The organism is Streptomyces sp. NPDC032091, assembly GCF_055580265.1.
In genome coordinates this window covers 283,115-309,325 of the sequence record NZ_JBVILR010000001.1, presented here as the reverse complement: position 1 = coordinate 309,325, position 26,211 = coordinate 283,115, and the positions used below count along the sequence as shown (strand labels likewise).

At 71.7% G+C, this 26,211-nt stretch carries 23 protein-coding genes; 6 read left to right on the top strand and 17 right to left on the bottom strand.

The annotated features are described in order from the left end of the window. The first annotated feature begins 80 nt into the window (after window positions 1-80). A complete protein-coding gene (locus ACZ5NJ_RS01425) occupies window positions 81-695 on the top strand; it encodes an Lrp/AsnC family transcriptional regulator (RefSeq protein WP_468761445.1) in 615 nt (204 codons plus the stop codon). A gap of 92 nt (window positions 696-787) precedes the next feature. On the opposite strand, the gene hisS is transcribed toward ACZ5NJ_RS01425, so the two are convergent. Together hisS and ACZ5NJ_RS01415 are read right to left on the bottom strand one after the other, a co-directional pair. Next, window positions 788-2,047 (bottom strand): histidine--tRNA ligase, encoded by a 1,260-nt coding sequence (hisS, locus tag ACZ5NJ_RS01420; RefSeq protein ID WP_468761444.1) that lies wholly within the window; start codon window positions 2,045-2,047, stop codon window positions 788-790. An 8-nt stretch (window positions 2,048-2,055) separates the two neighbouring features. Then, window positions 2,056-2,766 carry an MBL fold metallo-hydrolase gene (locus ACZ5NJ_RS01415; RefSeq protein WP_468761441.1) on the bottom strand — a complete coding sequence of 237 codons (711 nt, stop codon included), beginning with the start codon at window positions 2,764-2,766 and terminating at the stop codon, window positions 2,056-2,058. Between the two features lie 152 nt (window positions 2,767-2,918). Between ACZ5NJ_RS01415 and ACZ5NJ_RS01410 the strand changes: the two genes are divergently transcribed. The 3 genes from ACZ5NJ_RS01410 (at window position 2,919) to ACZ5NJ_RS01400 (ending at window position 6,600) form a co-directional block, all read left to right on the top strand. Further along, window positions 2,919-3,701: a peptidylprolyl isomerase gene (locus tag ACZ5NJ_RS01410; RefSeq protein ID WP_468761439.1), complete on the top strand. Its 783-nt coding sequence runs from the start codon at window positions 2,919-2,921 to the stop codon at window positions 3,699-3,701. 190 nt (window positions 3,702-3,891) lie between these two features. Next, window positions 3,892-5,121, top strand: a complete 1,230-nt coding sequence (locus tag ACZ5NJ_RS01405; protein WP_468761437.1) for a DUF349 domain-containing protein — start codon at window positions 3,892-3,894, stop codon at window positions 5,119-5,121. Between the two features lie 228 nt (window positions 5,122-5,349). After that, a complete protein-coding gene (locus tag ACZ5NJ_RS01400; protein WP_468761435.1) occupies window positions 5,350-6,600 on the top strand; it encodes a glycosyltransferase family 39 protein in 1,251 nt (416 codons plus the stop codon). A gap of 78 nt (window positions 6,601-6,678) precedes the next feature. Here the strand turns inward: ACZ5NJ_RS01400 and ACZ5NJ_RS01395 are convergent, their stop codons facing one another. The 15 genes from ACZ5NJ_RS01395 to pgsA form a co-directional block, all read right to left on the bottom strand. Beyond that, on the bottom strand, window positions 6,679-9,105 hold the full coding sequence (locus tag ACZ5NJ_RS01395; RefSeq protein ID WP_468761433.1) for a RelA/SpoT family protein: 2,427 nt from the start codon (window positions 9,103-9,105) through the stop codon (window positions 6,679-6,681). Between the two features lie 220 nt (window positions 9,106-9,325). Further along, window positions 9,326-9,883, bottom strand: a complete 558-nt coding sequence (locus tag ACZ5NJ_RS01390; protein ID WP_468761431.1) for an adenine phosphoribosyltransferase — start codon at window positions 9,881-9,883, stop codon at window positions 9,326-9,328. Continuing rightward, window positions 9,880-10,941, bottom strand: a complete 1,062-nt coding sequence (gene secF, locus ACZ5NJ_RS01385; RefSeq protein ID WP_468761429.1) for a protein translocase subunit SecF — start codon at window positions 10,939-10,941, stop codon at window positions 9,880-9,882. The genes ACZ5NJ_RS01390 and secF overlap by 4 nt, the downstream gene beginning before the upstream one ends. Before the next feature lies 1 nt (window position 10,942). Then, window positions 10,943-12,763 carry a protein translocase subunit SecD gene (gene secD, locus ACZ5NJ_RS01380; protein ID WP_468761427.1) on the bottom strand — a complete coding sequence of 607 codons (1,821 nt, stop codon included), beginning with the start codon at window positions 12,761-12,763 and terminating at the stop codon, window positions 10,943-10,945. Window positions 12,764-12,913: 150 nt separating this feature from the next. Then, the gene (gene yajC / locus ACZ5NJ_RS01375; protein ID WP_468761425.1) at window positions 12,914-13,351 is read right to left on the bottom strand and encodes a preprotein translocase subunit YajC; all 438 of its coding nucleotides are present in this window, start codon (window positions 13,349-13,351) and stop codon (window positions 12,914-12,916) included. Between the two features lie 164 nt (window positions 13,352-13,515). Next, the gene (gene ruvB, locus ACZ5NJ_RS01370) at window positions 13,516-14,589 is read right to left on the bottom strand and encodes a Holliday junction branch migration DNA helicase RuvB (protein ID WP_468761423.1); all 1,074 of its coding nucleotides are present in this window, start codon (window positions 14,587-14,589) and stop codon (window positions 13,516-13,518) included. Between the two features lie 82 nt (window positions 14,590-14,671). Further along, window positions 14,672-15,298, bottom strand: coding sequence for a Holliday junction branch migration protein RuvA (ruvA, locus tag ACZ5NJ_RS01365; protein ID WP_468761421.1), 627 nt, complete (start codon window positions 15,296-15,298; stop codon window positions 14,672-14,674). Continuing rightward, window positions 15,295-15,831: a crossover junction endodeoxyribonuclease RuvC gene (gene ruvC, locus ACZ5NJ_RS01360; RefSeq protein ID WP_468761419.1), complete on the bottom strand. Its 537-nt coding sequence runs from the start codon at window positions 15,829-15,831 to the stop codon at window positions 15,295-15,297. The genes ruvA and ruvC overlap by 4 nt, the downstream gene beginning before the upstream one ends. Window positions 15,832-15,958: 127 nt before the next feature. Continuing rightward, a complete protein-coding gene (locus tag ACZ5NJ_RS01355) occupies window positions 15,959-16,711 on the bottom strand; it encodes a YebC/PmpR family DNA-binding transcriptional regulator (protein ID WP_468761417.1) in 753 nt (250 codons plus the stop codon). Window positions 16,712-16,768: 57 nt separating this feature from the next. Next, window positions 16,769-17,362 (bottom strand): pyridoxal 5'-phosphate synthase glutaminase subunit PdxT, encoded by a 594-nt coding sequence (pdxT, locus tag ACZ5NJ_RS01350; protein ID WP_468761415.1) that lies wholly within the window; start codon window positions 17,360-17,362, stop codon window positions 16,769-16,771. Window positions 17,363-17,373: 11 nt separating this feature from the next. Further along, window positions 17,374-18,291, bottom strand: a complete 918-nt coding sequence (gene pdxS, locus ACZ5NJ_RS01345; RefSeq protein ID WP_079425083.1) for a pyridoxal 5'-phosphate synthase lyase subunit PdxS — start codon at window positions 18,289-18,291, stop codon at window positions 17,374-17,376. A 195-nt stretch (window positions 18,292-18,486) separates the two neighbouring features. Then, on the bottom strand, window positions 18,487-19,029 hold the full coding sequence (locus tag ACZ5NJ_RS01340; protein ID WP_468761412.1) for a LemA family protein: 543 nt from the start codon (window positions 19,027-19,029) through the stop codon (window positions 18,487-18,489). Between the two features lie 60 nt (window positions 19,030-19,089). After that, on the bottom strand, window positions 19,090-20,253 hold the full coding sequence (locus ACZ5NJ_RS01335; protein WP_468761410.1) for a glycosyltransferase family 4 protein: 1,164 nt from the start codon (window positions 20,251-20,253) through the stop codon (window positions 19,090-19,092). Beyond that, a complete protein-coding gene (locus ACZ5NJ_RS01330; RefSeq protein WP_468761408.1) occupies window positions 20,253-21,155 on the bottom strand; it encodes a phosphatidylinositol mannoside acyltransferase in 903 nt (300 codons plus the stop codon). Before ACZ5NJ_RS01330 ends, ACZ5NJ_RS01335 begins: the two co-directional genes overlap by 1 nt. Further along, complete coding sequence (gene pgsA, locus ACZ5NJ_RS01325) at window positions 21,155-21,817, bottom strand: phosphatidylinositol phosphate synthase (RefSeq protein WP_468761406.1); 663 nt, start codon at window positions 21,815-21,817, stop codon at window positions 21,155-21,157. Before pgsA ends, ACZ5NJ_RS01330 begins: the two co-directional genes overlap by 1 nt. 254 nt (window positions 21,818-22,071) lie before the next feature. Here pgsA and ACZ5NJ_RS01320 point away from each other — a divergent pair, with 254 nt between their 5' ends. Both ACZ5NJ_RS01320 and ACZ5NJ_RS01315 read left to right on the top strand, forming a co-directional pair. Beyond that, window positions 22,072-24,276 (top strand): elongation factor G-like protein EF-G2, encoded by a 2,205-nt coding sequence (locus ACZ5NJ_RS01320; RefSeq protein WP_468761404.1) that lies wholly within the window; start codon window positions 22,072-22,074, stop codon window positions 24,274-24,276. 244 nt (window positions 24,277-24,520) lie between these two features. After that, on the top strand, window positions 24,521-26,200 hold the full coding sequence (locus ACZ5NJ_RS01315; RefSeq protein WP_468761402.1) for a hypothetical protein: 1,680 nt from the start codon (window positions 24,521-24,523) through the stop codon (window positions 26,198-26,200). Window positions 26,201-26,211: the final 11 nt, after the last annotated feature.

Genomic DNA, 26,211 nt, shown 5'->3' with positions numbered 1-26,211 from the left:
GGCGGCTCCAGGCTGTGGACAAACTGGCGACGGAGCCCTGGGATGGATGCAGGACGTCCAGGAGAGGGAGGCAGTGGGCAATGCCGGATGAACAAATGGCCGGAACGGGCTCCGTACCGGCTTCACCGGGGGGTGCCCCGGCCGCCCCACCGGCCCCGCCGCCCGCGCAGGTCGCAGCCCCGCAGATCCCGCCCGCCCCCTCGGCACCGCCCGTGCCGCCCCGGCCCCTGGACCCGATCGACCGGTCGATCATGCGGCTGCTCCAGGCGGACGGCCGCGCGTCGATACGGTCCGTCGCCGAGCAGGTGCACGTCTCGCGCGCGAACGCGTACGCCCGGATCAACCGGCTGATCGACGACGGGGTGATCCGCGGGTTCACCGCCCGGGTGAACCACGAACGTGCAGGTCAGGGGGCCTCTGCCTATATCACCCTGAAGATCGTCCAGAACTCCTGGCGGACGGTGCGCGAGAAGCTGCGCGAGCTTCCGGGGGCCGCCCACATCGCCCTCGTCAGCGGGGACTTCGACGTCCTGCTGCTGGTCCACACGGCGGACAACCGCACCCTGCGGGAGCTGGTCCTGACCCGCCTCCAGTCCATCCCCGAGGTGCTCTCCACCCGCACCCTGCTGGTCTTCGAGGAGACGGACCTGCTGGACCCCGGCCCGGTCGGCGGCCCGGCGCTGACGGAGGACTGAACGGGAGAAGCGGAAGGGGGGGGGGGGGGGGGGGGGGGGGGGGGGGGGGGGGGGCCCCCCCCCCCCCCCCCCCCCCCCCGGCGGTGTCCGCGTCAGGCCAGACGGGCCCGCACCTCGGCGACGAGGTCGGCGACCGCCACGGCGCTCTGCTCGCCGGACTCCATGTCCTTGAGCTGGACCACGCCCTCGGCGAGGTCGCGGTCGCCCGCGACCACCGCGAAGCGCGCACCGCTGCGGTTGGCGTCCTTCATGGCGCCCTTGAGGCCCTTGCCGCCGTACGACATGTCCGCCGCGACGCCCGCCTTGCGCAGCTCGGTCACCAGGCCGAAAACGGCGGGCTTGGCCTCGCCCAGCGCGACGGCGAAGACCGACGTGGCCGCCGGGATGTCCAGCTCCACGCCCTCCGCCTCCAGGGCGAGCACGGTCCGGTCGACGCCCAGCGCCCAGCCGACGGACGGCAGGGCCGGTCCGCCGATCATCTCGGACAGGCCGTCGTAGCGGCCGCCGCCGCCGACCGCGGACTGGGAGCCCAGGCCGTCGTGGACGAACTCGAAGGTGGTGCGGGTGTAGTAGTCGAGGCCGCGGACCAGCTTCTCGTCGTCCTCGAAGGCGACCCCGGCGGCCGTGACCAGCGCCCGGACCTCCTCGTGGTACGCCTTGCAGGCGTCGCACAGGTAGTCGCGCAGCACCGGGGCGCCGACCAGCTGCTTCTGGACGTCGGGCCGCTTGTCGTCGAGGACGCGCAGCGGGTTGATCTCGGCCCGGCGAACGGTCTCCTCGTCGAGGTCGAGGCCGCGCAGGAAGCCCTGGAGCGCCTCCCGGTACACCGGGCGGCACTCCTTGTCGCCGAGCGAGTTCAGCAGGATGCGGAAGTCGCGCAGGCCCAGCGAGCGGTACGCCTGGTCGGCGAGGATGATCAGCTCGGCGTCCAGCGCCGGGTCCTCGGCGCCGATCGCCTCGGCGCCGACCTGGGAGAAGTGGCGGTAGCGGCCCGCCTGGGCGCGCTCGTAGCGGTAGTACGAGCCGGAGTACCAGAGCTTGACGGGCAGGCTGCCGAGCTTGTGCAGGTTGCCCTGGAGGGCCGCGCGCAGCACGGAGGCGGTGCCCTCGGGACGCAGGGCGAGCTCGTCGCCGCCCTTCGTGGTGAGGGTGTACATCTCCTTGCTGACGATGTCGGTGGACTCGCCGACGCCGCGGGAGAACAGCTTCACGTCCTCGAAGCCGGGGGTCTCCACGTATCCGTAGCCGGAGTTCTTCAGGGGCGCGGCGATCGCCTCGCGGACCGCCAGGAAGCGGGCGGAGCGGGGCGGCAGCAGGTCGTACGTGCCCTTGGGGGCCTTGAAGGTGCTCACGAAAGTCGTCACATTCCTCGTCGTGGGGCGGCGGAGCCGTCCCCCAGGCCGGCGGCCACTTCCCGCAGGTACGGGTTGGTGGCGCGCTCGCGGCCGATGGTGGTCTGGGGACCGTGGCCGGACAGCACCACCGTCGAGTCCTCCAGCGGCAGGCACACGCGGGCCAGCGACTGGAGCATCTCGGCGTGGGAGCCGCCGGGCAGGTCGGTGCGTCCGATGGAGCCGGCGAAGAGCAGGTCGCCCGAGAAGAAGACCGGCGGTACGTCGGCCTGCTCGGGCATCCGGAAGGTCACCGACCCCTTGGTATGGCCGGGCGCGTGCGCCACCGAGAACTCCATCCCTGCCAGCTTCAGGGCGCTGCCGTCGGTCAGCTCGCGGACGTCGTCCGGCTCGCCGACGGTGAGCTCTCCCATGAGCGGCATGCCGATGGAGCGGCCGAGGGCCTTCTCCGGGTCGCTCATCATGTAGCGGTCCTCGGGGTGGATCCAGGCGGGAACGTCGTGCGCTCCGCACACCGGGACCACCGAGGCCACATGGTCGATGTGGCCGTGGGTCAGGACGACCGCGACGGGCTTGAGACGGTGCTTCCTCAGCGTCTCCTCGACGCCCTGGGCGGCCTGGTGGCCCGGGTCGATGATGACGCACTCCTCACCCGCGGCGGGGGCGACCAGGTAGCAGTTGGTCCCCCAGGCCCCGGCGGGGAACCCGGCAATCAGCACGTTCGTCCTCAATCGTCGTCCGTCGGGCGGGAGCAGTTCGGAATCTGCTGCTCAGAGCCTACCGGCGCCCCTCATCACACAGCGAACCCATATACGGTACGGCCTAACCGAGCCCGGACAGCGGTACCAGAGACGCACAAGGAGACGACCCGGTGGTCACGAGCGATCAGCGTCGGCGACAGCTCGCCAGGGAGAAGTACGAGCGCCAGCAGAAGCGCCGCGCGGAGGCCCGCCGCAAGTCGCGGCAGCGGCTGGCGATCATCGGTGCGGCCTCGGCCGTGGTGATCGTGGCGCTGGTCGGCCTGGTCGCGGGCGGTGTCTTCGACTCCAAGGACAAGAAGGATTCCGCGGCCGAGCCCTCGGCCTCGCCCTCGGCGCCGGAGCCGAAGAAGTCGCCCTCCCCGGCGATGGCGATCGACGACAAGGCGAAGTACACCTTCGACCTGAAGACCGGCGCGGGCGAGATCAGGTTCGGGATGGACGCCTCGAAGACCCCGCAGACGGTGAACTCGTTCAAGTCGCTCGCCGACAAGAACTTCTTCGACAAGACCAAGTGCCACCGCCTGGTCACCTCGGGGATCTACGTGCTCCAGTGCGGCGACCCGGAGGGCACCGGCCGGGGCGGCCCGGGCTACACCATCCCGGACGAGAACCTGGACTCCCTGGGCAAGCCGAACGAGCAGGGCCAGGTGGTCTACCCGGCCGGCACGGTGGCGATGGCCAACACCGGCCAGCCGGGCAGCGGCGGCAGCCAGTTCTTCCTCGTCTACAAGGACAGCCCCCTCGCCCCCTCGTACACCCCGTTCGGGAAGATCGACGCGGCCGGGCTGAAGGTGCTGGAGGAGGTCGCCAAGGCGGGTACCGCCGACGGGGCCCCGGACGGCGCCCCGAAGACGCCCGTGACCATCGAGAAGGCCACCGTCACGAAGGACTGACGGGGGTCCGGCGGCCCCGGCCCGGCCGGCCCGCGGCCCGTGCGGCGATATTCCGTCGTGCGGGATGCGGACAGCCGGCCCGGCGGTCGCCTATGTTGGCGTTGTGCAGGGCGGGCGCTGCCCGCCCCAGGAAACTGTGGACGATGCCGGGGGGACACCACCCCGCGCGGCATCAGGTGGAGGAGGCGCTGTGAGCAGCGACCCGTGGGGCCGAGTCGACGAGACCGGCACCGTGTACGTGCGTACTTCCGAGGGCGAGCAGGTCGTCGGCTCGTGGCAGGCGGGCACCCCCGAGGAGGCCCTGGCCTACTTCGAGCGCAAGTACGAGGGCCTGGTGGTCGAGATCGGCCTCCTCGAACGGCGGGTGCGGACCACCGATCTGTCCGCCAAGGACGCCCAGACGGCCATCGAGCACCTGCGGACGCAGGTGGACGAGCACCACGCCGTGGGCGACCTCGACGCGCTGCGCGTCCGGCTCGACAAGCTGGTGGCGTCGGTGGACTCGCGGCGCGAGGAGCGCAAGGTCCAGAAGGCCAAGCAGGCGGACGAGGCCCGTACGGCCAAGGACGCCCTGGTGACCGAGGCCGAGCAGCTGGCGCAGAGCGACCAGTGGCGCAGTGCCGGTGAGCGGCTGCGGGCGCTGGTGGACATCTGGAAGGGCCTGCCCCGGCTCGACCGCAAGTCGGACGACGAGCTGTGGCACCGCTTCTCGCACGCCCGTTCCGCCTTCTCCAAGCGCCGCAAGGCGCACTTCGCCGCGCTGGACGCCCAGCGCGAGGACGCCCGCAAGGCGAAGGAGAAGCTGGTCGCCGAGGCCGAGTCGCTGTCGAAGTCGACGGACTGGGGTCCGACGGCCGCCCGCTACCGCGAGCTGATGGACAGCTGGAAGGCGGCGGGCCGGGCGCAGCGCGAGGCCGAGGACGACCTGTGGAACCGGTTCCGCGGTGCCCAGGACGTGTTCTTCGCGGCGCGCGGCGAGGTGTTCGCGGAGCGGGACGCCGAGCAGGTGGAGAACCTGAAGCTGAAGGAGGAGCTGGCCGAGGAGGCCGAGAAGCTCGTCCCGGTGACGGACCTGAAGGCGGCCCGGGCCGCGTTCCGCTCCCTCAACGAGCGCTGGGAGGCCATCGGCCACGTGCCGCGCGACGCCCGTCCCAAGGTCGAGGGCCGGATGCACGCCGTGGAGCGGGCCATCCAGGAGGCCGAGGAGGGCGAGTGGCGGCGTACGAACCCGGAGGCGCGGGCCCGTGCGGCCGGCCTGACGGGTCAGCTCCAGGCGGCCGTCGACAAGCTGCGCGGTGAGATCGACGCCGCGCGCGCGGCCGGCAACAACACCAAGGCCGACAAGCTGTCGCGCGAGCTGGAGGGCCGCCAGGCCCTGCTGGACCAGGCCCTGAAGGGTCTGGAGGAGTTCGGCGGCTGACATCCCGCCGCCGTCTTCGGACGCGTCCGTGACGGGCACCACCGGTCGGTTCCGGTGGTGCCCGTCCGTCGTGCGGGGGTGCGCGGGCCGGGCCGGGCACGGCTGAGGATGCGTCCGATTCGTTACGTGGTTTCGACACAGGGTGCGCGCGGGTTGCACCCTCCCCCTGTGTAACGTTGTACGGTGCCGCCTCGGCGGCCTTCTGCCGGGCGACGACCAGGATCGAATGTGACGCATACCCAGATACGCGCTGATGTCCCCGACTCCCTTCTCGTCGCCGAACCGCTTTCCGGCACGAAGGACTCCGGGCTGCGTGGTGTCGGACGGCGCGTACTCGCCCATCTGAAGCGTGCCCGGAAGGCGCTGCTGGTCCACATCGCCCTGCGCGCGACCGGGCTCGCCGTGATGGCGATCTGGGCCGAGCGCAAGGACGTGCGGCCGCTGGAGATCCTGGGGGGCCGCTGGGACGCGGTCTACTACCTGCACATCGCCGAGAACGGGCTGACGACCCCGCTGGCGACGCCGTCGCCGTGCGCGTTCGCCGGGCCGAGCTGCCAGATGGCGTTCTTCCCCGTCTACCCGATGCTGGTGCGGTACACCTCGTACGTCACGCACCTGCCCATGAACTGGGTGGCGATAGGGCTGGCGCTGCTGGCGTCGGTGGTCGCCGCGTGGGGCATCTTCGCCGTCACCGACAAGATCTACGGCCGCCGGGTCGCGCTCTTCACCTGTGCCCTGTTCGCGATCGTGCCGGCGGCGCTCGTCCAGTCGATGGCGTACACCGAGCCGCTGTTCCTCGCCCTGTCCGTGTGGGCGATGTACGCGGTGATGACGAAGTCCTGGCTGACGGCCGGTGTGCTGGCGTTCTTCGCGGGGGCCACCCGGCCCTCCGGTTCGGCGATCGTCGCGGCCGTGGTGCTGGCGGGGGTCTGGGAGTACGTGCAGTGGCGCCGCGGGCGCCGCTCGCAGCGGCCTGCGGTGGGGCGGATCGTGGCCGCCTCGCTGATCGCCCCGCTGGGCTGGTTCGGGTACGTGGGCTACGTCGGCTGGCACTTCGGCCGCTGGGACGGCTACTTCGAGCTCCAGCGCCGCTGGGGTTCGGTGTACGACGGGGGCTTCGACACCCTCAGCGAGCTGAAGAAGACCTTCACCGAGGTGCACACCACCCTCAACCACGTGGTCGTCTCGCTGACGGTCGTCACGGCGGTGGTGCTGTTCGTGCTGATGACGCGCCGGCGCCGGCCCCCCATGGTCGTGTGGATCTTCGCGGCGATGATCATGCTGATGGCGCTGGGCGGGGCGGGCTTCTACTTCTCGAAGATGCGCTTCATCATGCCGGCGTTCCCGCTGCTCTTCCCCTTCGCGCTGGCCCTGGCCCGGGCCCGGCGCAGCACCGTGATGTGGATCCTGGGGTCCGCCACGGCCGTGTCCGCCCTCTTCGGCGGCAACCTCAACTTCGTCTGGTGGGGCTGCCCCTGACCGGGCCGCAGCGCCGGACATGACGGTGGGCGCCACCCCTCGGGGGTGGCGCCCACCGTCATGTGTGCCGTCGTCCGGTCACGGCCTGCGGGCCGAGGTCACGCGGTAGACGTCGTAGACGCCCTCGACGCCCCGTACGGCCTTCAGGACGTGGCCCAGGTGCTTCGGGTCGCCCATCTCGAAGGTGAACCGGGAGGTGGCCACCCGGTCGCGGGAGGTCTGCACGGCCGCGGAGAGGATGTTGACGTGCTGGTCCGACAGGACCCGCGTGACGTCCGACAGCAGCCGGGAGCGGTCCAGCGCCTCGACCTGGATGGCGACCAGGAAGACGGAGGACTGGGTCGGGGCCCACTCCACCTCCAGCATCCGCTCGGGCTGCTGGGAGAGGGAGTCGACGTTGACGCAGTCGGCGCGGTGAACCGATACGCCACTGCCGCGGGTGACGAAGCCGATGATCGGGTCGCCCGGTACCGGGGTGCAGCAGCGGGCCAGCTTGACCCACACGTCGTCGACGCCCTTGACGACCACGCCCGGGTCGGCGTTGCCGCGCCGCTTGGTGCGGGCGCGGGACGGCGGGACGCTCTCCTCGATGTCCTCGTTGGCGGCCTCCTCGCCGCCGAGGGCCTGGACCAGCTTCTGCACGACGCCCTGCGCGGCCACGTGGCCCTCGCCGATCGCCGCGTAGAGGGAGGAGATGTCGGGGTAGCGCATCTCGTGCGCCAGGGTGACGAGGGAGTCGCCGGTCAGGATCCGCTGGATCGGCAGGTTCTGCTTGCGCATGGCCCGCGCGATGGCGTCCTTGCCGTGCTCGATGGCCTCGTCGCGGCGCTCCTTGGAGAACCAGGCGCGGATCTTGTTGCGGGCCCGGGGGGACTTGACGAAGCCCAGCCAGTCCCGGGACGGGCCGGCCCCTTCGGCCTTGGAGGTGAACACCTCGACGAGGTCGCCGTTGTCGAGGGTCGATTCCAGCGGGACGAGCCGGCCGTTGACCCGCGCGCCTATGGTGCGGTGGCCGACCTCGGTGTGGACCGCGTACGCGAAGTCCACGGACGTCGCCCCGGCGGGCAGGGCGATGACGTCGCCCTTGGGGGTGAAGACGAAGACCTCGTTGCGGGAGAGGTCGAAGCGCAGCGAGTCGAGGAACTCGCCCGGGTCCTCGGTCTCCTTCTGCCAGTCGAGGAGCTGGCGCAGCCACGCCATGTCGTTGACGGTGTCCTGGCCGGCGCTGCCCTTGGCGGCCTGCGGGACGTCGGTGCGGACCTTGGATGCGCCGGCGACGGTCTGCTGCTTGTACTTCCAGTGCGCGGCGATGCCGTACTCGGCGCGGCGGTGCATGTCGAAGGTGCGGATCTGGAGTTCGACCGGCTTGCCGTTGGGTCCGATGACCGTCGTGTGGAGCGACTGGTACATGTTGAACTTGGGCATCGCGATGTAGTCCTTGAACCGGCCGGGGACCGGGTTCCAGCGCGCGTGCACGGTGCCGAGGGCCGCGTAGCAGTCCCGGACGGTGTCCACGAGGACGCGGATGCCCACCAGGTCGTAGATCTCCGCGAAGTCACGGCCGCGGACGATCATCTTCTGGTAGACGCTGTAGTAGTGCTTGGGCCTGCCGGTGACCGTGGCCTTGATCCGGGCCGCGCGCAGGTCGACCATCACCTCGTCGGTGACGACGGCGAGGTATTCGTCCCGCTTGGGGGCCCGCTCGGCGACCAGGCGGACGATCTCGTCGTACATCTTGGGGTAGAGGATCGCGAAGGCGAGGTCCTCCAGCTCCCACTTGATGGTGTTCATGCCCAGGCGGTGCGCCAGCGGAGCGTAGATCTCCAGGGTCTCGCGGGCCTTCTTCTCCTGCTTCTCCCGCTTGAGGTAGCGCATGGTGCGCATGTTGTGCAGGCGGTCGGCGAGCTTGATGACCAGGACCCGGGGGTCCTTGGCCATGGCGACGACCATCTTGCGGACGGTCTCGGCCTGGGCGGCCTCGCCGAACTTGACCCGGTCGAGCTTGGTGACGCCGTCGACGAGGAGGGCCACGGCGTCGCCGAAGTCGCGGCGGAGCTGGTCGAGGCCGTACTCGGTGTCCTCGACGGTGTCGTGCAGCAGCCCCGCCATCAGGGTGGCGGGGTCCATCCCGAGCTCGGCGAGGATCGTGGTCACCGCGAGCGGATGGGTGATGTACGGGTCGCCGCTCTTGCGCTTCTGGCCGCGGTGCCAGCGCTCGGCGACCTGGTAGGCCTGCTCGATCTGGCGCAGCGTGGCCGTCTCGATCTTGGGATCGTTGCTGCGGACTATACGGAGCAGGGGTTCCAGTACCGGGTTGTACGGGTTGGAACGCTGCACGCCGAGGCGGGCCAGCCGGGCGCGCACCCGGTTGGAGGACCCGGCCGGCTTGGCCGGGAGGGGCCTCACCGGCGGGGCCGGCGGGGGCGTCGCCGCAGCCGCCGCGGCCGGATCGGCCTGGGGGTCGGGCTGCGCGGCAGAGAGTGGCGGCTGGACCTCGTCTGGCAAGAGCGCTCCTCTGGGGGTCCCCCCGGACGGAGTCTGGGGGAGGTTCCGGAGCCCCGGTCAGGTCCGGATAAACCATGGTAGCGAGCGTTCCGCCGGCCCGTTCTCCGCGGCCGCTCCGCAAGACGGCACCCGAGCTCCGTTCCACCCCGGCTCGAAAGAACGGCGGGCCCCCGGGGTGTCCCCGGGGGCCCGCCGTTTCGGCAGAGCGGGATGCGGAGCGTCAGACCACGATCAGCGCGTCCAGCGGGGCGCCCGCCAGGGCACCGGCCAGCTTCTCCCGGCCCGGGAGGAACGACAGCTCCATGAGGACCGCCACGCCGGCGACCTCGGCCCCGGCCCGCCGGATCAGCTCCAGCGAGGCCTCGGCGGTGCCGCCGGTGGCCAGGACGTCGTCGATGACCATGACCCGGTCACCGGCCGACAGGTCCTCCGCGTGGACCTCGATCTCCGCCGTCCCGTACTCCAGCTCGTAGGCCTGCGCGAGCGTGGCGCCCGGCAGCTTGCCGGCCTTGCGCACGGGGATGAAGCCGATGCCCGCCTTCACGGCGACCGGGGCCGCGAGGATGAACCCGCGGGCCTCCAGCCCGACGATCTTCGTCGCGCCGTACCGGGCGGCCAGGTCCACCAGGGCGTCGGTCAGCGCGCCGAACGCCTTGGGGTCGGCGAGCAGCGGGGTGATGTCCTTGAACACCACCCCCGGCTTCGGGTAGTCCCGGACGTCGGTGATCCGGCTGAGCAGCAGCTCACGGACCTCGGGGGTGCAGCTCGCGGTGGTCACCGGCGCCGCCTCCCCTGGCCGCCCTGGGCCACGACCTGCGGGGTCTCGTCCCCGTCGGCGGTGTCGGCGTCGACGTCCTCGCCCTTGGCGGCCGCGGCCGCCCGCTTGGCGAGCACGCGCTTCTTCAGCGCCTTCATCGCCGGCTCGCGCTCCTTGAGGTCCACGACCAGCGGGGTGGCGATGAAGATCGAGGAGTACGCACCGGCCGCGAGGCCGACGAACAGCGACAGCGAGATGTCGTTGAGCATGCCCGCGCCGAGGAAGCCGCCGCCGATGAACAGCAGGGCCGCGACCGGCAGGAGCGCCACGACGGTGGTGTTGATCGAGCGGACCAGGGTGCCGTTGATGCTGCGGTTGGCGACGTCGCTGAAGGTCCAGCGGGTCTGCTTGGTGATGTCCTTCGCGCCCTCCTTGAGACCGTCGAAGACGACGACGGTGTCGTAGAGGGAGTAACCGAGGATGGTCAGCAGACCGATCACGGTGCCCGGGGTGACCTCGAAGCCGACGAGCGCGTACACGCCGACGGTGATGGTGAGGTCGTGGATCAGGGCGACCAGGGCCGCGACGGCCATCCGCCACTCGAAGGCGATGGCGAGGTAGATCACCACGAGGACCATGAAGATCGCGAGGCCGGTCCAGGCCTTGTTCGCGATCTGCTCGCCCCAGCTCGGGCCGACGAGGTCGGCGTTGATCTGACCGGCGTCGACCTTGAGGTCGGTGCCGAGCTGCTTCTTCACGGAGGCGGCGGAGTCGGTGTCCAGACCGGAGATCTGGATGCGCAGACCGCCGGTACCGAGCTCCTGCACGATCGCGTCGTGCCCCGAGGCCTTCTCCGCGTCCTCGGTCGCCCGCGCGACGGACACGCTCGTCTTCGGGGTGGTGAAGACGGCGCCGCCCTTGAACTCGATGCCCATGTTGAGGCCCTGGACGGCCAGCGCCACGATCGCCGTGATGGTGATCAGGACGGAGACGCCGTACCAGACGAAGCGCTTGCCGACGAAGTCGTAACCGACCTCACCGCGGTACAGCTTGGCGCCGATATCTCCCAGCTTCGACATCTCACGCCTCCTTTGCGTCGACGGGGGCGGGGACGGGGCCGGTGCGGCGGGACCGGCGCAGCGGCGGCTTGGCGCCGAGCCGCTTCGGGTCGAGGCCGGACCACGGGTGGCCGCTGGAGAAGAACTTCGTCCGCGCCAGGAGGGTCATGACGGGCTTGGTGAAGAGGAACACCACGACCACGTCGAGCAGGGTGGTCAGGCCCAGCGTGAAGGCGAAGCCCTGGACCTTGCCGACGGTGACGATGAAGAGCACCGCGGCGGCGAGGAACGACACGAAGTCGGAGACCAGGATGGTGCGGCGGGCGCGCGGCCAGGCCCGCTCGACGGCCGGACGCAGCGTGCGGCCCTCGCGGATCTCGTCGCGGATGCGCTCGAAGTACACGATGAACGAGTCGGCCGTGATGCCGATGGCGACGATGGCACCGCAGACGGCGGGCAGGTTCAGGGCGAAGCCGATGCCCTTGCCCAGCAGCGCCATGATCGTGTACGTGAGGACCGCGGAGACCAGGAGGCTGACGATCGCGATGAAGGCCAGACCGCGGTAGTAGACCAGCAGGTAGATCACGACGAGGGCCAGGCCGATGGCACCGGCGATCAGACCGGCCTTCAGCTGCTCCCCGCCGAGCGCGGCGGTGACGGTGGTGACGCTGTCCTCCTGGAAGGACAGCGGCAGGGCGCCGTAGGAGAGCATGTTGCCCAGGTCCTGCGCGGACTGCTGGGTGAAGCCGCCGGAGATCTCGGCGTTGCCGCCGGTCAGCGCCTGGCTGACGGAGGGGTCGGAGATGACCTCGCCGTCGAGGACGATCGCGAACTGGTTCTGCGGGGGCGTCTTGGTGGCGAGCTCACCGGTGATCTTGGCGAACTTGTCGGCGCCCTTGTCGGTGAACTGCATGGTGACGATCCACTGACCGCGCTGCTGGTCGATGACGCCCTTGGCGTCCTTCACGTCCGTACCGGCGACCTGGGCGGGACCGAGGATCCACTTGCCCCACTGGGCGCCGCGCTTGCCACAGGCGATCATCGGGTCCTCGGGCTTGACGCCCTTGCCCGCAGCGGCGCGCTGCTCCTCATTGGTGCAGTTCAGCGCCGCGAACTTGGCCTGGAGCCCGGCGACGGCCGGGTCGGCCGGCGGCGTCGGCACGGGGGCCGGGGCCGACGGGGAACCGGAGGCCTGGGCGGACGGCGCGGCCTTGTTGTCGTCTGCCTTCTTCGACTCGCTCGCCGAGGGCGAGGGAGTGGGGGTGCCCGGGGCCTTGAGGGCCTCGCTGAGCACACGGCCCTGGGAAGTGGCGCTGGACGACGGGGTGGCCGACGCGGACGGCTTGGAGCCGCCCTCGGCCTTCGGGGCGCCGGAACCGCTCGCGGAGGGGCTCGGGGAGCCGCTCGGCTTGGTCTCGGGGGCGGCGGGGGCGCCGTCCGCGAAGGCGAGCACGGGGCGGAAGTACAGCTGGGCGGTGGTGCCGACCTGCTCGCGCGCCTGCTGCTCGTTCGTCCCCTTGGGGATGTTCACGATGATGTGGTCGCGGCCCTGGGTCTGGACCTCGGCCTCCGAGACACCGAGACCGTTGACACGGCGCTCGATGATGCCGACCGCGGTGTTCATGTTGGTCTCGTTGACCGCGTCCGGCTTGCCGGGCTCACTCTTCGCCTTGAGCGTGATGCTCGTACCGCCCGCCAGGTCGATGCCCAGGCGAGGGGTCGTCTGATGAGAGAGGAACATCCCCGTGGTGAGCGCCACCATCGCGATCAGGATGAAGGCCAGGGCGCGCCCCGGACTCCCCTGAGCCCCCGTGGGCCGCCGGCCCTTCTTCGGTGCTGCCACCTTGTCGTATCTCCCTGTCCAACCGTCCTGCGCCGGGTCAGCGCGCGGACGGCCACGAAATGTGTGGTGGGGACCCCTGCCCCCCGCAGAAGTTCACTGCGGGGACCGCGGCGGATGCCGGTCGGGCACCACCGCGGTCCCTGCCCGCCGCTACTTGGCGCCGGGCTCGCCGTCGGTCTTGCCGTCCTTCGGCTCGTCGTCGCCCTTGGGCTCGTCCTTCTTGCCCAGGTCGAGCTTGGGGGCGTCGCCGTCGGTCAGCGAGGAGGCGTCGTCGGGAACGACCGGAGTGTCCTCCGGGGTCTCGGTGATGCCGTGGACGATGCGGTTGTACTCCTCGTCCTCCAGCACGGCGCCGATGGCGTTCTTCGCGTAGATCGCGTGGACGCCGGGGGCCACCTCAAGGGTGACGGTGTCGTCACCGATCTCCTTGACCGTGGCGTACATGCCGCCGATGGTTCGGACGCCGGTACCGGGCGCCATGTGGTCGCGCATCTGCGCGGCCTGCTGCTGCTTCTTCTTGGCGGAGCGGGTCATCAGGAACATCGCCCCGATGAGCACGATGAACGGGAGGAGTGTCACGAGATTCACGGGACGGAGATCCTATCCACGACCGCGCGGGAGACGGCCTTTTTCTACGGGGGTGGGCACGCCGACCCGAAGGGTCGGCATCGGCGGAGTCTAGGCGAGTCCACACCGATGGAACAACGCCCAGCATGGCACCGCAGTTCCTGACCGGTCGAACCTCCGCGCCGTCAGACCCCGAACAGGCCCTGTTGTCCGCTTGATCCGCCACCCGGGTGCTGCGGGGGAACAAGTCCCAGGTGAGCCCATGCGGCGGGGGTCGCGACCCGGCCCCGGGGGGTACGGGCCAGCAGGCCCTCCCGGACCAGGAACGGCTCGGCGACCTCCTCGACCGTCTCCCGCTCCTCCCCCACGGCGACGGCCAGGGTGGACAGCCCGACGGGGCCGCCGCCGAACAGCTTGAGCAGGGCCTCCAGCACGGCCCGGTCCAGCCGGTCGAGACCGCGCGCGTCCACCTCGTACACCTGGAGGGCCGTGGCGGCCACCTCGCGGGTGATCACCCCGTCGGCCCGTACCTGGGCGTAGTCGCGGACGCGGCGCAGCAGGCGGTTGGCGATGCGGGGGGTGCCGCGGGAGCGACCGGCGATCTCGGCGGCGCCGGCGGTGTCGATCTCGACGTCGAGGAGGCGGGCGGAGCGGTGGACCACGCGCTGGAGCTCCTCGGGCGCGTAGAACTCCATGTGCCCGGTGAACCCGAAGCGGTCGCGCAGCGGGGGCGGCAGCAGGCCGGCCCGGGTGGTGGCGCCGACCAGGGTGAACGGGGGCAGCTCCAGCGGGATGGCGGTCGCGCCGGGGCCCTTGCCGACGATCACGTCGACGCGGAAGTCCTCCATGGCCATGTACAGCATCTCCTCGGCGGGCCGGGACATGCGGTGGATCTCGTCGAGGAAGAGCACCTCGCCCTCCTGGAGGGAGGAGAGGATCGCGGCGAGGTCGCCGGCGTGCTGGATGGCCGGGCCGGAGGTGATCCGGATGGGCGCGCCCATCTCCGCGGCGATGATCATGGAGAGGGTGGTCTTGCCGAGGCCGGGCGCGCCGGAGAGCAGGACGTGGTCGGCGGTGGCGCCGCGCTGGCGGGCCGCCTTCAGGACGAGGTCCAGCTGCTGGCGGACCTTCTCCTGGCCGACGAACTCGCCGAGGTCCTTCGGGCGCAGGGCCGCCTCGACGGCGGTGTCCTCGCCGTCGGCGGCGGCCGCGACCAGCCGGTCCGGCTCGGGGGCGTCGGTTTCGTCGTACCGGTTCACGCTGCTCAGTCTGCCTTCTGGTTGGTACCGGGTGCGGTGGCTGCGGTGCGCCGCTGCGCGGGGCCCGCGCGGCGGCGGTCCGTCAGCGGGCCCGGTTCAGGGACTGGAGGGCGGCCCGGAGCAGCTGGGGAACGGGGGCCGTGCCGCCGGAGGCGATGGCGGCCTCGGCCTGCGGGGTCACCGCCCCCACCGCGTCCTCCGCGTCCCGGGACGCGTAGCCGAGCCCGATGAGGGCGGCCGTGAGCTGCTCCGTCCACGGGGCGGGCCCGGACGCGGCGGGCACCCGCTGGGCGCCGACCACCGTCGGAGCCGCCCCGAGCTTCCCCTTCAGCTCCAGCAGCAGCTTCTGCGCGCCCTTCTTCCCGATCCCGGGCACCGCCGTCAGCGCCTTCTCGTCCCCCGACTCCACGGCGAGCCGCAGCGCGTCGGGGCTGTGCACCCCGAGCATCGCCTGGGCCAGCCGCGGCCCGACGCCACTGGCGGTCTGGAGGAGCTCGAAGACCTGGCGTTCGTCGTCGTCCGCGAAGCCGTACAGGGTCAGGGAGTCCTCACGGACCACCAGGGAGGTGGCCAGCCGGGCCGGTTCGCCGACGCGCAGGCCGGCGAGGGTGTTCGGGGTGCACTGCACGGCCATCCCCACTCCCCCGACCTCGATCACGGCCAGGGCGGGGGTGAGCGCGGCGACCGGGCCGCTGACGAAGGCGATCATCTCGTACGGCCTTTCAAGGCGGAGGCGTGCTGGGCTACCGCCTGCTGGAGGCGGTTCTGGGCGGGGGCCCGCCAGATGTGGCAGATGGCGAGGGCCAGCGCGTCGGCGGCGTCGGCCGGCCTGGGCGGTTCGGCCAGCCGCAGCAGCCGCGTCACCATGGCCCCGACCTGCGCCTTGTCGGCCCGGCCGCTGCCGGTGACGGCGGCCTTGACCTCGCTGGGGGTGTGCAAGGCGACCGGTATGCCCCGACGGGCGGCGCACAGCATGGCGACGGCGCTGGCCTGGGCGGTGCCCATCACGGTGCGGACGTTGTGCTGGCTGAAGACCCGCTCCACGGCGACGAATTCCGGCCGGTGCTCGTCGAGCCACTCCTCGATGCCGCGCTCGATGGCGACAAGCCGGTGCCCGAGCTCGGCGTCGGCGGGGGTGCGCACGACGCCGACGCCGACCATGGTCAGGGGCCGCCCGGCCACCCCCTCGACCACACCGACACCGCACCGCGTCAGCCCCGGGTCCACACCCAGTACCCTCACCGCACCCCCCTCATCCGGTCACCGCTCGCCTGTCCGTGCAGGCTATCCGCCCGCACTGACAATGCGACGGCGGGCCGACGGGGTGTGTCCCGTCGGCCCGCCGTCACGAGTGGTGCGAGTCGGGCGATCAGGCGTCGACCTTCTCCATGACCTCGTCCGAGACGTCGAAGTTGGCGAAGACGTTCTGGACGTCGTCGCTGTCCTCCAGCGCGTCGATCAGCTTGAAGATCTTGCGCGCGCCCTCTTCGTCGAGCTCGACCTGCATGGTCGGGACGAAGCTGGAGTCGGCGGAGTCGTAGTCGATGCCGGCCTCCTGGAGCGCGGTGCGGACCGCGACCAGGTCGGTGGCCTCGCTGATGATCTCCCAGGTGTCGCCGTTGTCGTTGACCTCTTCGGCACCGGCGTCGAGGACCGCGTCGAGGACGTCGTCCTCGGAGAGCTCGGCCTTGGGCAGCAGGATGACGCCCTTGCGGTTGAACAGGTACGAGACCGAACCCGGGTCGGCCATCGAGCCGCCGTTGCGGGTCATGGCGACGCGGACGTCGGAGGCGGCGCGGTTGCGGTTGTCGGTGAGGCACTCGATGAGCACCGCGACACCGTTCGGGCCGTAGCCTTCGTACATGATCGTCTCGTAGTCGGCGCCGCCGGCCTCGAGGCCGCCGCCGCGCTTGACCGCGGAGTCGATGTTCTTGTTGGGGACGGACTGCTTCTTGGCCTTCTGGACGGCGTCGAACAGCGTCGGGTTGCCGTCGATGTCGGCGCCGCCCATACGGGCCGCGACCTCGATGTTCTTGATCAGCTTCGCGAAGAGCTTGCCGCGCTTGGCATCGATCACGGCCTTCTTGTGCTTCGTCGTAGCCCATTTAGAGTGGCCGGACATCCGCCTGTCTCCTTCGCGTAACCAACAGTGTTCGTCCCTGATCCTACCGGGACCTGATTACAGCGCCGCGCGCACCATGTCGACGAAGTACGCGTGCACACGGTCGTCGCCGGTCAGCTCCGGGTGGAACGAGGTGGCGAGGACGTTGCCCTGCCGGACGGCGACCGTGTGGCCGTCGTACGTGGCGAGGACCTCGGCGGCGGCGCCGACCGACTCGACCCAGGGGGCGCGGATGAAGACGCCCTCGACGGGGCCGTCCGCTATGCCCGCGAAGTCGACCTTCGCCTCGAAGGACTCGTTCTGCCGGCCGAAGGCGTTGCGGCGCACGATCATGTCGATGCCGCCGAGCGTCTCCTGGTCGTCACGGCCGTCCAGCAGCTTGTCGGCCAGCATGATCATGCCGGCGCAGGTGCCGTAGACGGGCATGCCGGCGCGCACGCGCTCGCGGAGCGGCTCCAGCATGCCGAACAGGACCGCGAGCTTCGACATGGTCGTGGACTCGCCGCCGGGGATCACCAGGGCGTCGACCTCGGCGAGCTCCTCGGGACGCCGGACCGGCCTGGCCACGGCGTCCGCCGAGGCCAGGGCGATCAGGTGCTCCCGTACGTCGCCCTGGAGGGCCAGGACACCGATCACGGGGGGGTTGTTCATCGTGGGGTGCCCTACCAGCCGCGGTTGGCGTAGCGCTCGGCCTCGGGGAGGGTGTCGCAGTTGATGCCGACCATGGCCTCGCCCAGGTTGCGGGACGCGTCCGCGATGACCTTCGGGTCGTCGAAGAAGGTGGTGGCCTTCACGATGGCGGCGGCGCGCTTGGCCGGGTCGCCGGACTTGAAGATGCCGGAGCCGACGAAGACGCCCTCGGCGCCGAGCTGGCGCATCAGCGCGGCGTCGGCCGGGGTGGCGACGCCACCGGCGGAGAACAGCACGACGGGGAGCTTGCCGAGCTCGGCGACCTCCTTGACGAGCTCGTACGGGGCGCGCAGCTCCTTGGCGGCGGCGTACAGCTCGTTGTTGTCGAAGCCGCGCAGCTTGGCGATCTCGTTCTTGATCTGGCGCAGGTGGCGGACGGCCTCGACGACGTTGCCGGTGCCGGCCTCGCCCTTGGAGCGGATCATGGCCGCGCCCTCGGCGATGCGGCGCAGGGCCTCGCCCAGGTTGGTGGCACCACAGACGAAGGGGGTGGTGAAGGCCCACTTGTCGGAGTGGTTGACCTCGTCGGCCGGGGTCAGGACCTCGGACTCGTCGATGTAGTCGACGCCGAGGGACTGGAGCACCTGGGCCTCGACGAAGTGGCCGATGCGGGACTTGGCCATGACCGGGATGGAGACGGCCTCGATGATCTCCTCGATCATGTTCGGGTCCGACATGCGGGCCACGCCGCCGTCCTTGCGGATGTCGGCGGGAACCCGCTCCAGGGCCATGACGGCCACGGCGCCGGCGTCCTCGGCGATCTTGGCCTGCTCGGCGTTGACCACGTCCATGATCACGCCGCCCTTGAGCTGCTCGGCCATGCCGCGCTTGACGCGGGACGTGCCGATGGCCGACTCAGCGGACTGGGGGGAGGTGGGAAGCGTGCTCACGGGGTGACCTCACTCGAAGGGAACTCGAAAGGAAGACGGGTACTACCCGGCAGAGGAAACCCCACCGACCAGTCCACTACAAGGGCCAATATGGAGCCGGTGGCTCTTTGTTTTGTCCCCGGCGGCCCTGGTGGACCCGTTCGGCCCAGTGCCGGGCCCGCCGTCGGCCTACGCCGGGCGGTCCGGGCCGTCGGCCTACGCCGGACGGTCCGCGAGGTCGGCCGGCGGCTCGTCGTCCATCTCGAAGGCGAGCGGGAACGGCGCGTGCCCGGCCAGCCGGAACCAGCGGACCTTGCGGTGCCTGCGCAGCGCGCGGGCGGCCCGTACGGCGTCGTTGAGGAAGCGCCGGGCCATCGGCACCCGGCGCACCGCCGCGGCCAGCTCCTCGGCGGCCCCCTCGCCCCCGGGGGCGGACTTGAGCGCCTCGACCTGGCCGGCGTCGGCGAACACCGCGCGCAGCGCCTGGCTGAGCTCGCTCTCGGCGACCTCGCGGTGCTCCTCCTCGGCCTGCCGGGCGGCGTGCGCGGCCTCGTACAGCACGAGGGAGGAGGCGGGGTCGAGCGCCCCGGAGGTGGCCACCTCCAGGACGACGGAGGCGCGCCGGACGAGCTGGGCGTCCAGGGCGGCGCGGGCGGCGTCCATCCGGGTGTGCAGCCGGTCCAGCCGCCCGGCGGTCCAGCTGAGGTAGACCCCGACGGCGCCGAGCGCCACCGCGATCCAGACAAGGTTTTCGATCACGGGCGGCGACACTACCCGCTCCCGCGCGCCGCCCGCCCGCCCCGCGGCCCGGCGGGCCCGCTACGCCTCCCGGGAGAAGCCGAGGCGGGTGCGCAGCGGGACGCGTTCGTCGGCGGCCACGGCGGCCGCGCCGTCGGTGACCGTCTCGTAGACGGCCAGGATGTCCGCGCCGACCGTCGACCAGTCGAAGCGGCGTACGTGGGCCGAGCCGCGGGCGCTCAGTTCTGCGCGCCGGGCCGGGTCGCGCAGCAGGGCGACCGCAGCGTCCGCCAGGGAGCCGGCGTCCTCGTTGGCGAAGAGCTCCCCGGCCGCGCCCTGGTCGAGGACCTGCGCGAAGGCGTCGAGGTCGGAGGCGAGGACGGCCGCGCCGGCGGACAGGGCCTCGACGAGGATGATCCCGAAGCTCTCGCCGCCGGTGTTGGGGGCCACGTACACGTCGACGCTGCGCAGCAGCCGGGCCTTGTCCTCGTCGGAGACCATGCCGAGGAACTCCACGCGCGGGCGCAGCTCGGCGGGGAGCGAGGCGACGGCCTCCTCCTCGTCGCCGCGGCCCGCCACGAGGAGGCGTACGTCCGGGCACTGTTCGGCGATGCGCGGGAAGGCTGCCATGAGCACGGGCAGGCCCTTGCGCGGCTCGTCGATGCGGCCGATGAAGCCGAGGGTCCGCCCGCTCCACTCGGGGTTGGGGTCGGCCTTGGCGAAGAAGTCGACGTCGACGCCGTTGGGGATGACCACGGCGTCCCCGCCGAGGTGCTCGACGAGGGTGCGCCGGGCGTACTCGCTGACGGCGATCCGGGCGCTGATCTTCTCCAGCGCGGGCTGGAGGATCGGATAGGCGGCGATCATCGCCCGCGAGCGGGGGTTGGAGGTGTGGAACGTGGCCACGATCGGCCCCTGCGCCGCCCAGCAGGACAGCAGGCCGAGGGAGGGGGAGGCCGGCTCGTGGATGTGGATGACGTCGAAGACGCCCTCGTGGAGCCAGCGCCGTACGCGGGCGGCCGACAGGAAGCCGAAGTTCAGCCGGGCGACGGAGCCGTTGTAGGGCACCGGGACGGCCCGGCCCGCCGAGACCACGTAGGGGGGCAGCGGGGTCTCGTCGTCGGCGGGGGCCAGGACCGAGACCTCGTGGCCGCTGCGGATCAGGTGTTCGGCCAGGTCGCGGATGTGGAACTGGACGCCGCCCGGTACGTCCCAGGAGTACGGGCAGACGATGCCGATCTTCACTACGGGCGCTCCTCCAGGTCGTCGACCCACAGCCGCTGGAGCATGTGCCAGTCCTCCGGGTGCTCGGCGATCCCCGAGGCGAAGGCGTCGGCGACCGCCTGGGTCATGGCGGCGGTCTTCTCCGTCCGGGTCCCGGCCGCGGGGACCTCCACCTCGGGGTGGATCCGGCCGTGCATCCTCGGGGCGTCCCCGTAGTACAGGGTGACCGGCAGCAGGGCCGCCCCGGTCTGCTGGGCCAGCAGCGCGGGCCCGGCGGGCATCCGGGCGGTGGCGCCGAAGAAGTCCACCTCGACGCCGGAGGAGGACAGGTCCCGGTCGGCGACCAGGCAGACCAGCCCGCCGGAGCGGAGCCTGCGGGCGAGGGTGCCGAAGGCGGCCCCGCCGCTGTGCGGGAGGACCTCCATGCCCAGGCTCTCCCGGTAGGCCACGAAGCGGTCGTAGAGGGACTCGGGCTTGAGCCGCTCGGCGACGGTGGTGAAGGGGACGCCGACGTGGCTGGTGACCCAGGCTCCGGCCAGGTCCCAGTTGGCCAGGTGCGGCAGGGCCACGATCACGCCGCGGCCGGAGGCGAGGGCCTCGCGCAGGATGTGGTCGTCCTTGAGGGAGACGTCCGTGCCAAACCGCCGGGGGTCCATGGCGGGCAGGCGGAACGACTCCATCCAGTAGCGCATGTACGAGCGCATGCCCGCCTGGGAGAGGGCGCGCAGCCGCTCGGGCCCGGCGTCGGGGACCACCCGGGCCAGGTTGGACTCCAGGCGCAGCACGCTCTTGCCGCGGCGCTTCCAGGCCACGTCCGCGATCTTGCGGCCGAGGGCCGCCGCCGCCGGCTCGGGCAGCTTCTTGACGCCGGCCCAGCCGAGCCCGTAGAGCCCGTCGACCAGCTTGTCCTTGGCCGCCCCCATCAGGCCGCGCCGCCCTCGGCGGGGGCCGCCGCGTCGGCCTCGGCGGCCTCGCGGCGTACGGTGACCACCCGCTGGACCAGCGTGACGAGCGAGCCCGCCGCCACCACCCACAGGGCCACGGGCAGCAGCACGCCGATCCAGGAGGGGACGCCGAAGGTCTGGAGCCCGGACAGGCCGGCCGCGACCAGCGAGATCACCAGGCGCTCGGCGCGCTCGACGAGCCCGTTGACGGCCACCGGCAGGCCGATCGCCTCGCCGCGGGCCTTGGTGTACGAGACCACCTGGCCGCTGGCCAGGCAGAAGATCGCCACCGCGCACAGCATGTTGTCGTTGCCCGAGCCCGCGTACCAGAGCGCGAGGCCGCCGAAGATCGCGGCGTCGGCCACCCGGTCGAGGGTGGAGTCGAGGAAGGCGCCCCAGCGGCTGGAGACCCCGGCCTGGCGGGCCATGTTCCCGTCCACCAGGTCGGAGAAGACGAAGAGGGTGATGGTGATCGTGCCCCAGAAGAACTCGCCCCGGGGGAAGAAGACCAGCGCCCCGGCCACCACGCCGGCGGTGCCGATCAGCGTGACCGCGTCGGGGCTCACCCCCCGGCGGAGGAGAAATGCGGCGAACGGCGTGAGAACACGCGTGAAGAATGCACGCGCGTACTTGTTCAGCATGGCCTTCCCAGAGGGTCGCTGGGCCGCGCGGCCACCACGGCCACCGGCTGGCCCATCGTAGCCAGCACCCCGGGTGCGGGGCGCCCCGCACCCTCCGGTTCGCCCGGCGCGATCCTTCGGCCGACCCCGTCCGGGTGCCCCTCCGCGCGCCCGTCCGTGACCGGTACGACGTATGGACGCAGTGTGACGCCGGTGCAAAGCTCGAAGGACGCCGATCACCCTCCTTCACCGCGACACCGGGAGGCACGAGCATCATGGGACCCACATCACACCAAGCCGGGGCCGCCGGCAGGGCACTGACGGCCGACCGCCCGGACTCCGTACGGAACGTCGTGCTGGTCGGCCACAGCGGCGCCGGCAAGACCACCCTGGTCGAGGCCCTGGCCCTGACCGCGGGGGCCGTGAACCGCGCCGGACGGGTCGAGGACGGGGGCACGGTCTCCGACTACGACGAGATCGAGCAGCGCCGCCAGCGTTCCGTCCAGCTCTCCCTGGTCCCGGTCGAGTGGGCCGGAATCAAGATCAACATCCTGGACACCCCCGGATACGCCGACTTCGTCGGGGAGCTGCGGGCCGGTCTGCGCGCCGCGGACGCGGCCCTCTTCGTCGTCTCCGCCGCCGACGGGATCGACGGGGCGACCCGGATGGTCTGGGACGAGTGCGAGGCCGTCGGCATGCCGCGCGCCATCGTCGTCACCCATTTGGAGGCAGCCCGCTCCGATTACTCGCAGATGGCCTCCGTGTGCGGCGAGATCTTCGGCGGCGACGACCCGGACGCGGTCATCCCCCTCTACCTCCCCCTCCTCGGCTCCCCCGGCCCCGACGGCCACCGCCCCGTCCACGGCCTGCTCGGCCTGCTCTCCCGGCGCGTCCACGACTACACCTCCGGCCAGCGCGTCGAACGCGACCCGGACCCCGGCGAACTCGCCCTCATCGACGAGGCCCGCTCCCGCCTCATCGAGGGGATCATCGCCGAGAGCGAGGACGAGACCCTCATGGACCGCTACCTCGGCGGCGAGGACATCGACCTCAAGACCCTGATCGACGACCTGGAGCGGGCCGTCGCCCGCGGCACCTTCCACCCCGTCCTGATGGCCGCCCCGGCCGCCGACGGCGCCCGCCAGGGCCTGGGCACCGTGGAACTCCTCGAACTGATCACCGGCGGCTTCCCCACCCCCGCCGAACGCGCCCCCCTCACCGTCACCGCCCCCGACGGCAGCCCGCGCCCCGACGTCGTCTGCGACCCCGCCGGGCCGCTGCTCGCCGAGGTCGTCAAGACCTCCTCCGACCCCTACGTCGGCCGCGTCTCCCTCGTCCGCGTCTTCTCCGGCACGCTGCGCCCCGAGGAGACCGTCCACGTCTCCGGGCACGGCATGGAGGACCGGGGCCACGAGGACCACGACGTCGACGAGCGCATCGGCTCCCTCACCTCCCCCTTCGGCAAACAGCAGCGCACCCTCGCCGCCTGCATCGCCGGCGACCTCGCCTGCGTGGCCAAACTCACCCGCGCCGAGACCGGCGACACCCTCTCCGCCAAGGACGCCCCCCTGCTGATGGAGCCGTGGGCGATGCCCGAACCGCTGCTCCCCCTCGCCATCGAGGCCCACAGCAAGGCCGACGAGGACAAGCTCTCCCAGGGCCTGGCGCGGCTGGTCGCCGAGGACCCCACGATGCGCCTGGAGCAGAACCCGCACACCCACCAGCTCGTCCTGTGGTCCCTCGGCGAGGCCCACCAGGACGTCGCCCTGGAGCGCCTGCGCACCCGCTACGGGGTCCAGGTCGACCCCGTCCCCCACAAGGTCAGCCTGCGCGAGACCTTCGGCGCCAAGGCCGCCGGGCGCGGCCGGCACGTCAAGCAGTCCGGCGGGCACGGCCAGTTCGCGATCTGCGAGATCGAGGTGGAGCCCCTCCCGCCCGGCAGCGGGATCGAGTTCGTCGACAAGGTGGTGGGCGGGGCCGTGCCCCGCTCGTTCATCCCCTCCGTGGAGAAGGGCGTACGGGCCCAGGCCGCCCGCGGCGTCGCGGCCGGCCATCCGCTGGTCGACGTACGGATCACCCTGCTCGACGGCAAGGCGCACTCGGTGGACTCCTCCGACGCCGCCTTCCAGACGGCCGGCGCGCTCGCCCTGCGCGAGGCCGCCGCACAGACCCCGATCCACCTGCTGGAGCCCGTCGCCGAGCTCGACGTCGTCGTCCCCGACGAGTACGTGGGCCCGGTCATGAGCGATCTGGCCGGCCGTCGCGGCCGCGTCGTCGGAACCGACCAGGCCGAACCGGGCCGCACCCGGGTGCGCGCCGAGGTCCCCGAGATCGAGATCGGCCGCTACGCCGTCGACCTGCGCTCGGTGTCCCACGGCACCGGCCGGTTCGGCCGAACCTACGCCCGGCACGAGCCGATGCCCCCGCACCTGGCGGACAAGGTGCGCGAACAGGCCGAGAAGGGAAGCCCGTTGACATAGCGCACACCCGGCGCTCCGGCCACCGCCCACCCAACCCGCTTGCGGTGGGCGGTATTTCCCTGTCCCATGACCATGGGATCGACTCCGCCGCTAGGCTCTTCGGCGCGACGCAGAGCACAACGGACCACGACAGAGCGCAACACGCACGACGGCACGACGGCACGACAGACAGCACGGCAACACGACAGCACGGCACGACGGCACGACCGGCACGGAGCACAGTGGCACGGCGATGGGGGCAGCGGTGGCGGACGACGGTTTCGACTTCAGGCCCGGGGCACAGATTCCTCTGCAGGGCGGCGGCGGACAGACCGCCGCGACCAACGCGCTCGCGTCCGCCGCGTACCGCGACGGCGGCGGGGACACCAAGCTGAAGGACATCCTCGCGGCCAACAGCGAGAACCACCCGGCCTCGGTCAAGGCCCCGAAGATCTCCCTCCTCGAACCCAACCTCGGCGAGGCCTTCTGCCGCGCCGTCGAGGCCCGCACCCTCGGCGCGGGCCGCAAGCCGCTCATCCAGTCCTTCGGCGCCGACCCCCAGACCGTCGTGGAGCACTGCCTGTCCGCCTCCCGCATCCGCAAGGAGCGCGACCGCCGGCTGCGCCTGATCATGCTGGTCTGCGGAGTGGTCTTCCTGCCCGGCCTGCTGATGTGGCTGGGCCTCTTCCAGCTCCGCAAGACCCTCACCCAGGGCGACGGGAAGAACTCCTGGATCGGCACCGTCCTGCTGGTCGGCGTGGCCCTCATCGCCGCCGTCCTGCTCTACCGCGTGGCCTACCGCCAGCCCGGCAGCGGACTGCTGGAGCTCTACCTGCTCGGCTCCATCGTCGCCCCCGTCCTCGGCTGGTACGGGGCCCGCCGGATCTGCGAGCGGACCGCCGCCGACCTGCGCTCCCGCTGGGACGGCCTGCTCGGCGGCGGCGGAGTGGTCACCGCCAAGATCCCCGAGGCGGTCCCCGGCAACCCCGACGAGAAGGCCCGCGAGGACCTGCGCCACCAGCTGGCCAAGCTCACCGCCGAGGACCGCAGCAACTCCGTCTTCTACGCCGGGCCCAAGGGCATCCTCGGCATGGGCACCCGCTGGGGCAGCTGGCAGATGGCCGAGGAACTGACCCCGAAGACCGAGGGCCACGAGATCCACCCGTTCCGCAGCTGGGACGTCATACGCGCGATCGACACCCAGCTGCGCAAGCTGGAGCGCGGCCCCCTGCACACCGGCGGCTTCCCGCCCGCCTCGATCCAGCACTGGATCGTCACCCCCGTCGGCGAGGGCGCCGCGGAGGTCGCCCGGCCCGGCGGCGAGGACGTGGACACGTTCATGATCAAGCCGCACGAGATCACCCGGATCTGCAACGAGCAGCAGTTCAGCGCCGGCAACCGGCACTACCTGGGCATCCAGTGGCCGCTCTGGGACGGCCAGCTCGTGATCACGATGCTGGTCACCGTCACCGTCCTCTACAAGACCCTGCGCGTGGACGTCACCGCGCACGCCCTGGGCCCCGTGCACGGCCTGTTCACCACCAAGTCCAAGCCGCCGGTGGTCGAGGTCCCCAAGTCCATCCGCTTCTGGGAGACGGTCGAGCGGCCGCTGCCGCTGGTGGACGCGAGCGAGGTCGTGCGCCTCGCCGTGCGCGCCCCGCTGACCTGGTACCCGCCGCTGCTGGACTACTTCGGCGGCAAGCTGGTCCTGCCCGAGCCCTTCGGCCTGCGGCACGTCTGGGCGGGCTCGATGTGGCGCCACCGCTTCATGGCGGACGACGCCCTGCGCACCGTGGCCCCGGTCCTGCGCGCGGTGCACGCGGCGGCCTTCAGGGTGCTGGACGAGAACGGCGTGGACACGTCGGCCTTCACCAACCGCTCCTCGATCATGAACGGCCTGATCCAGGAGCCCGCGCCGCGCAAGGCGGACGTCTACGACGCGTAGGTAGGCTGGAG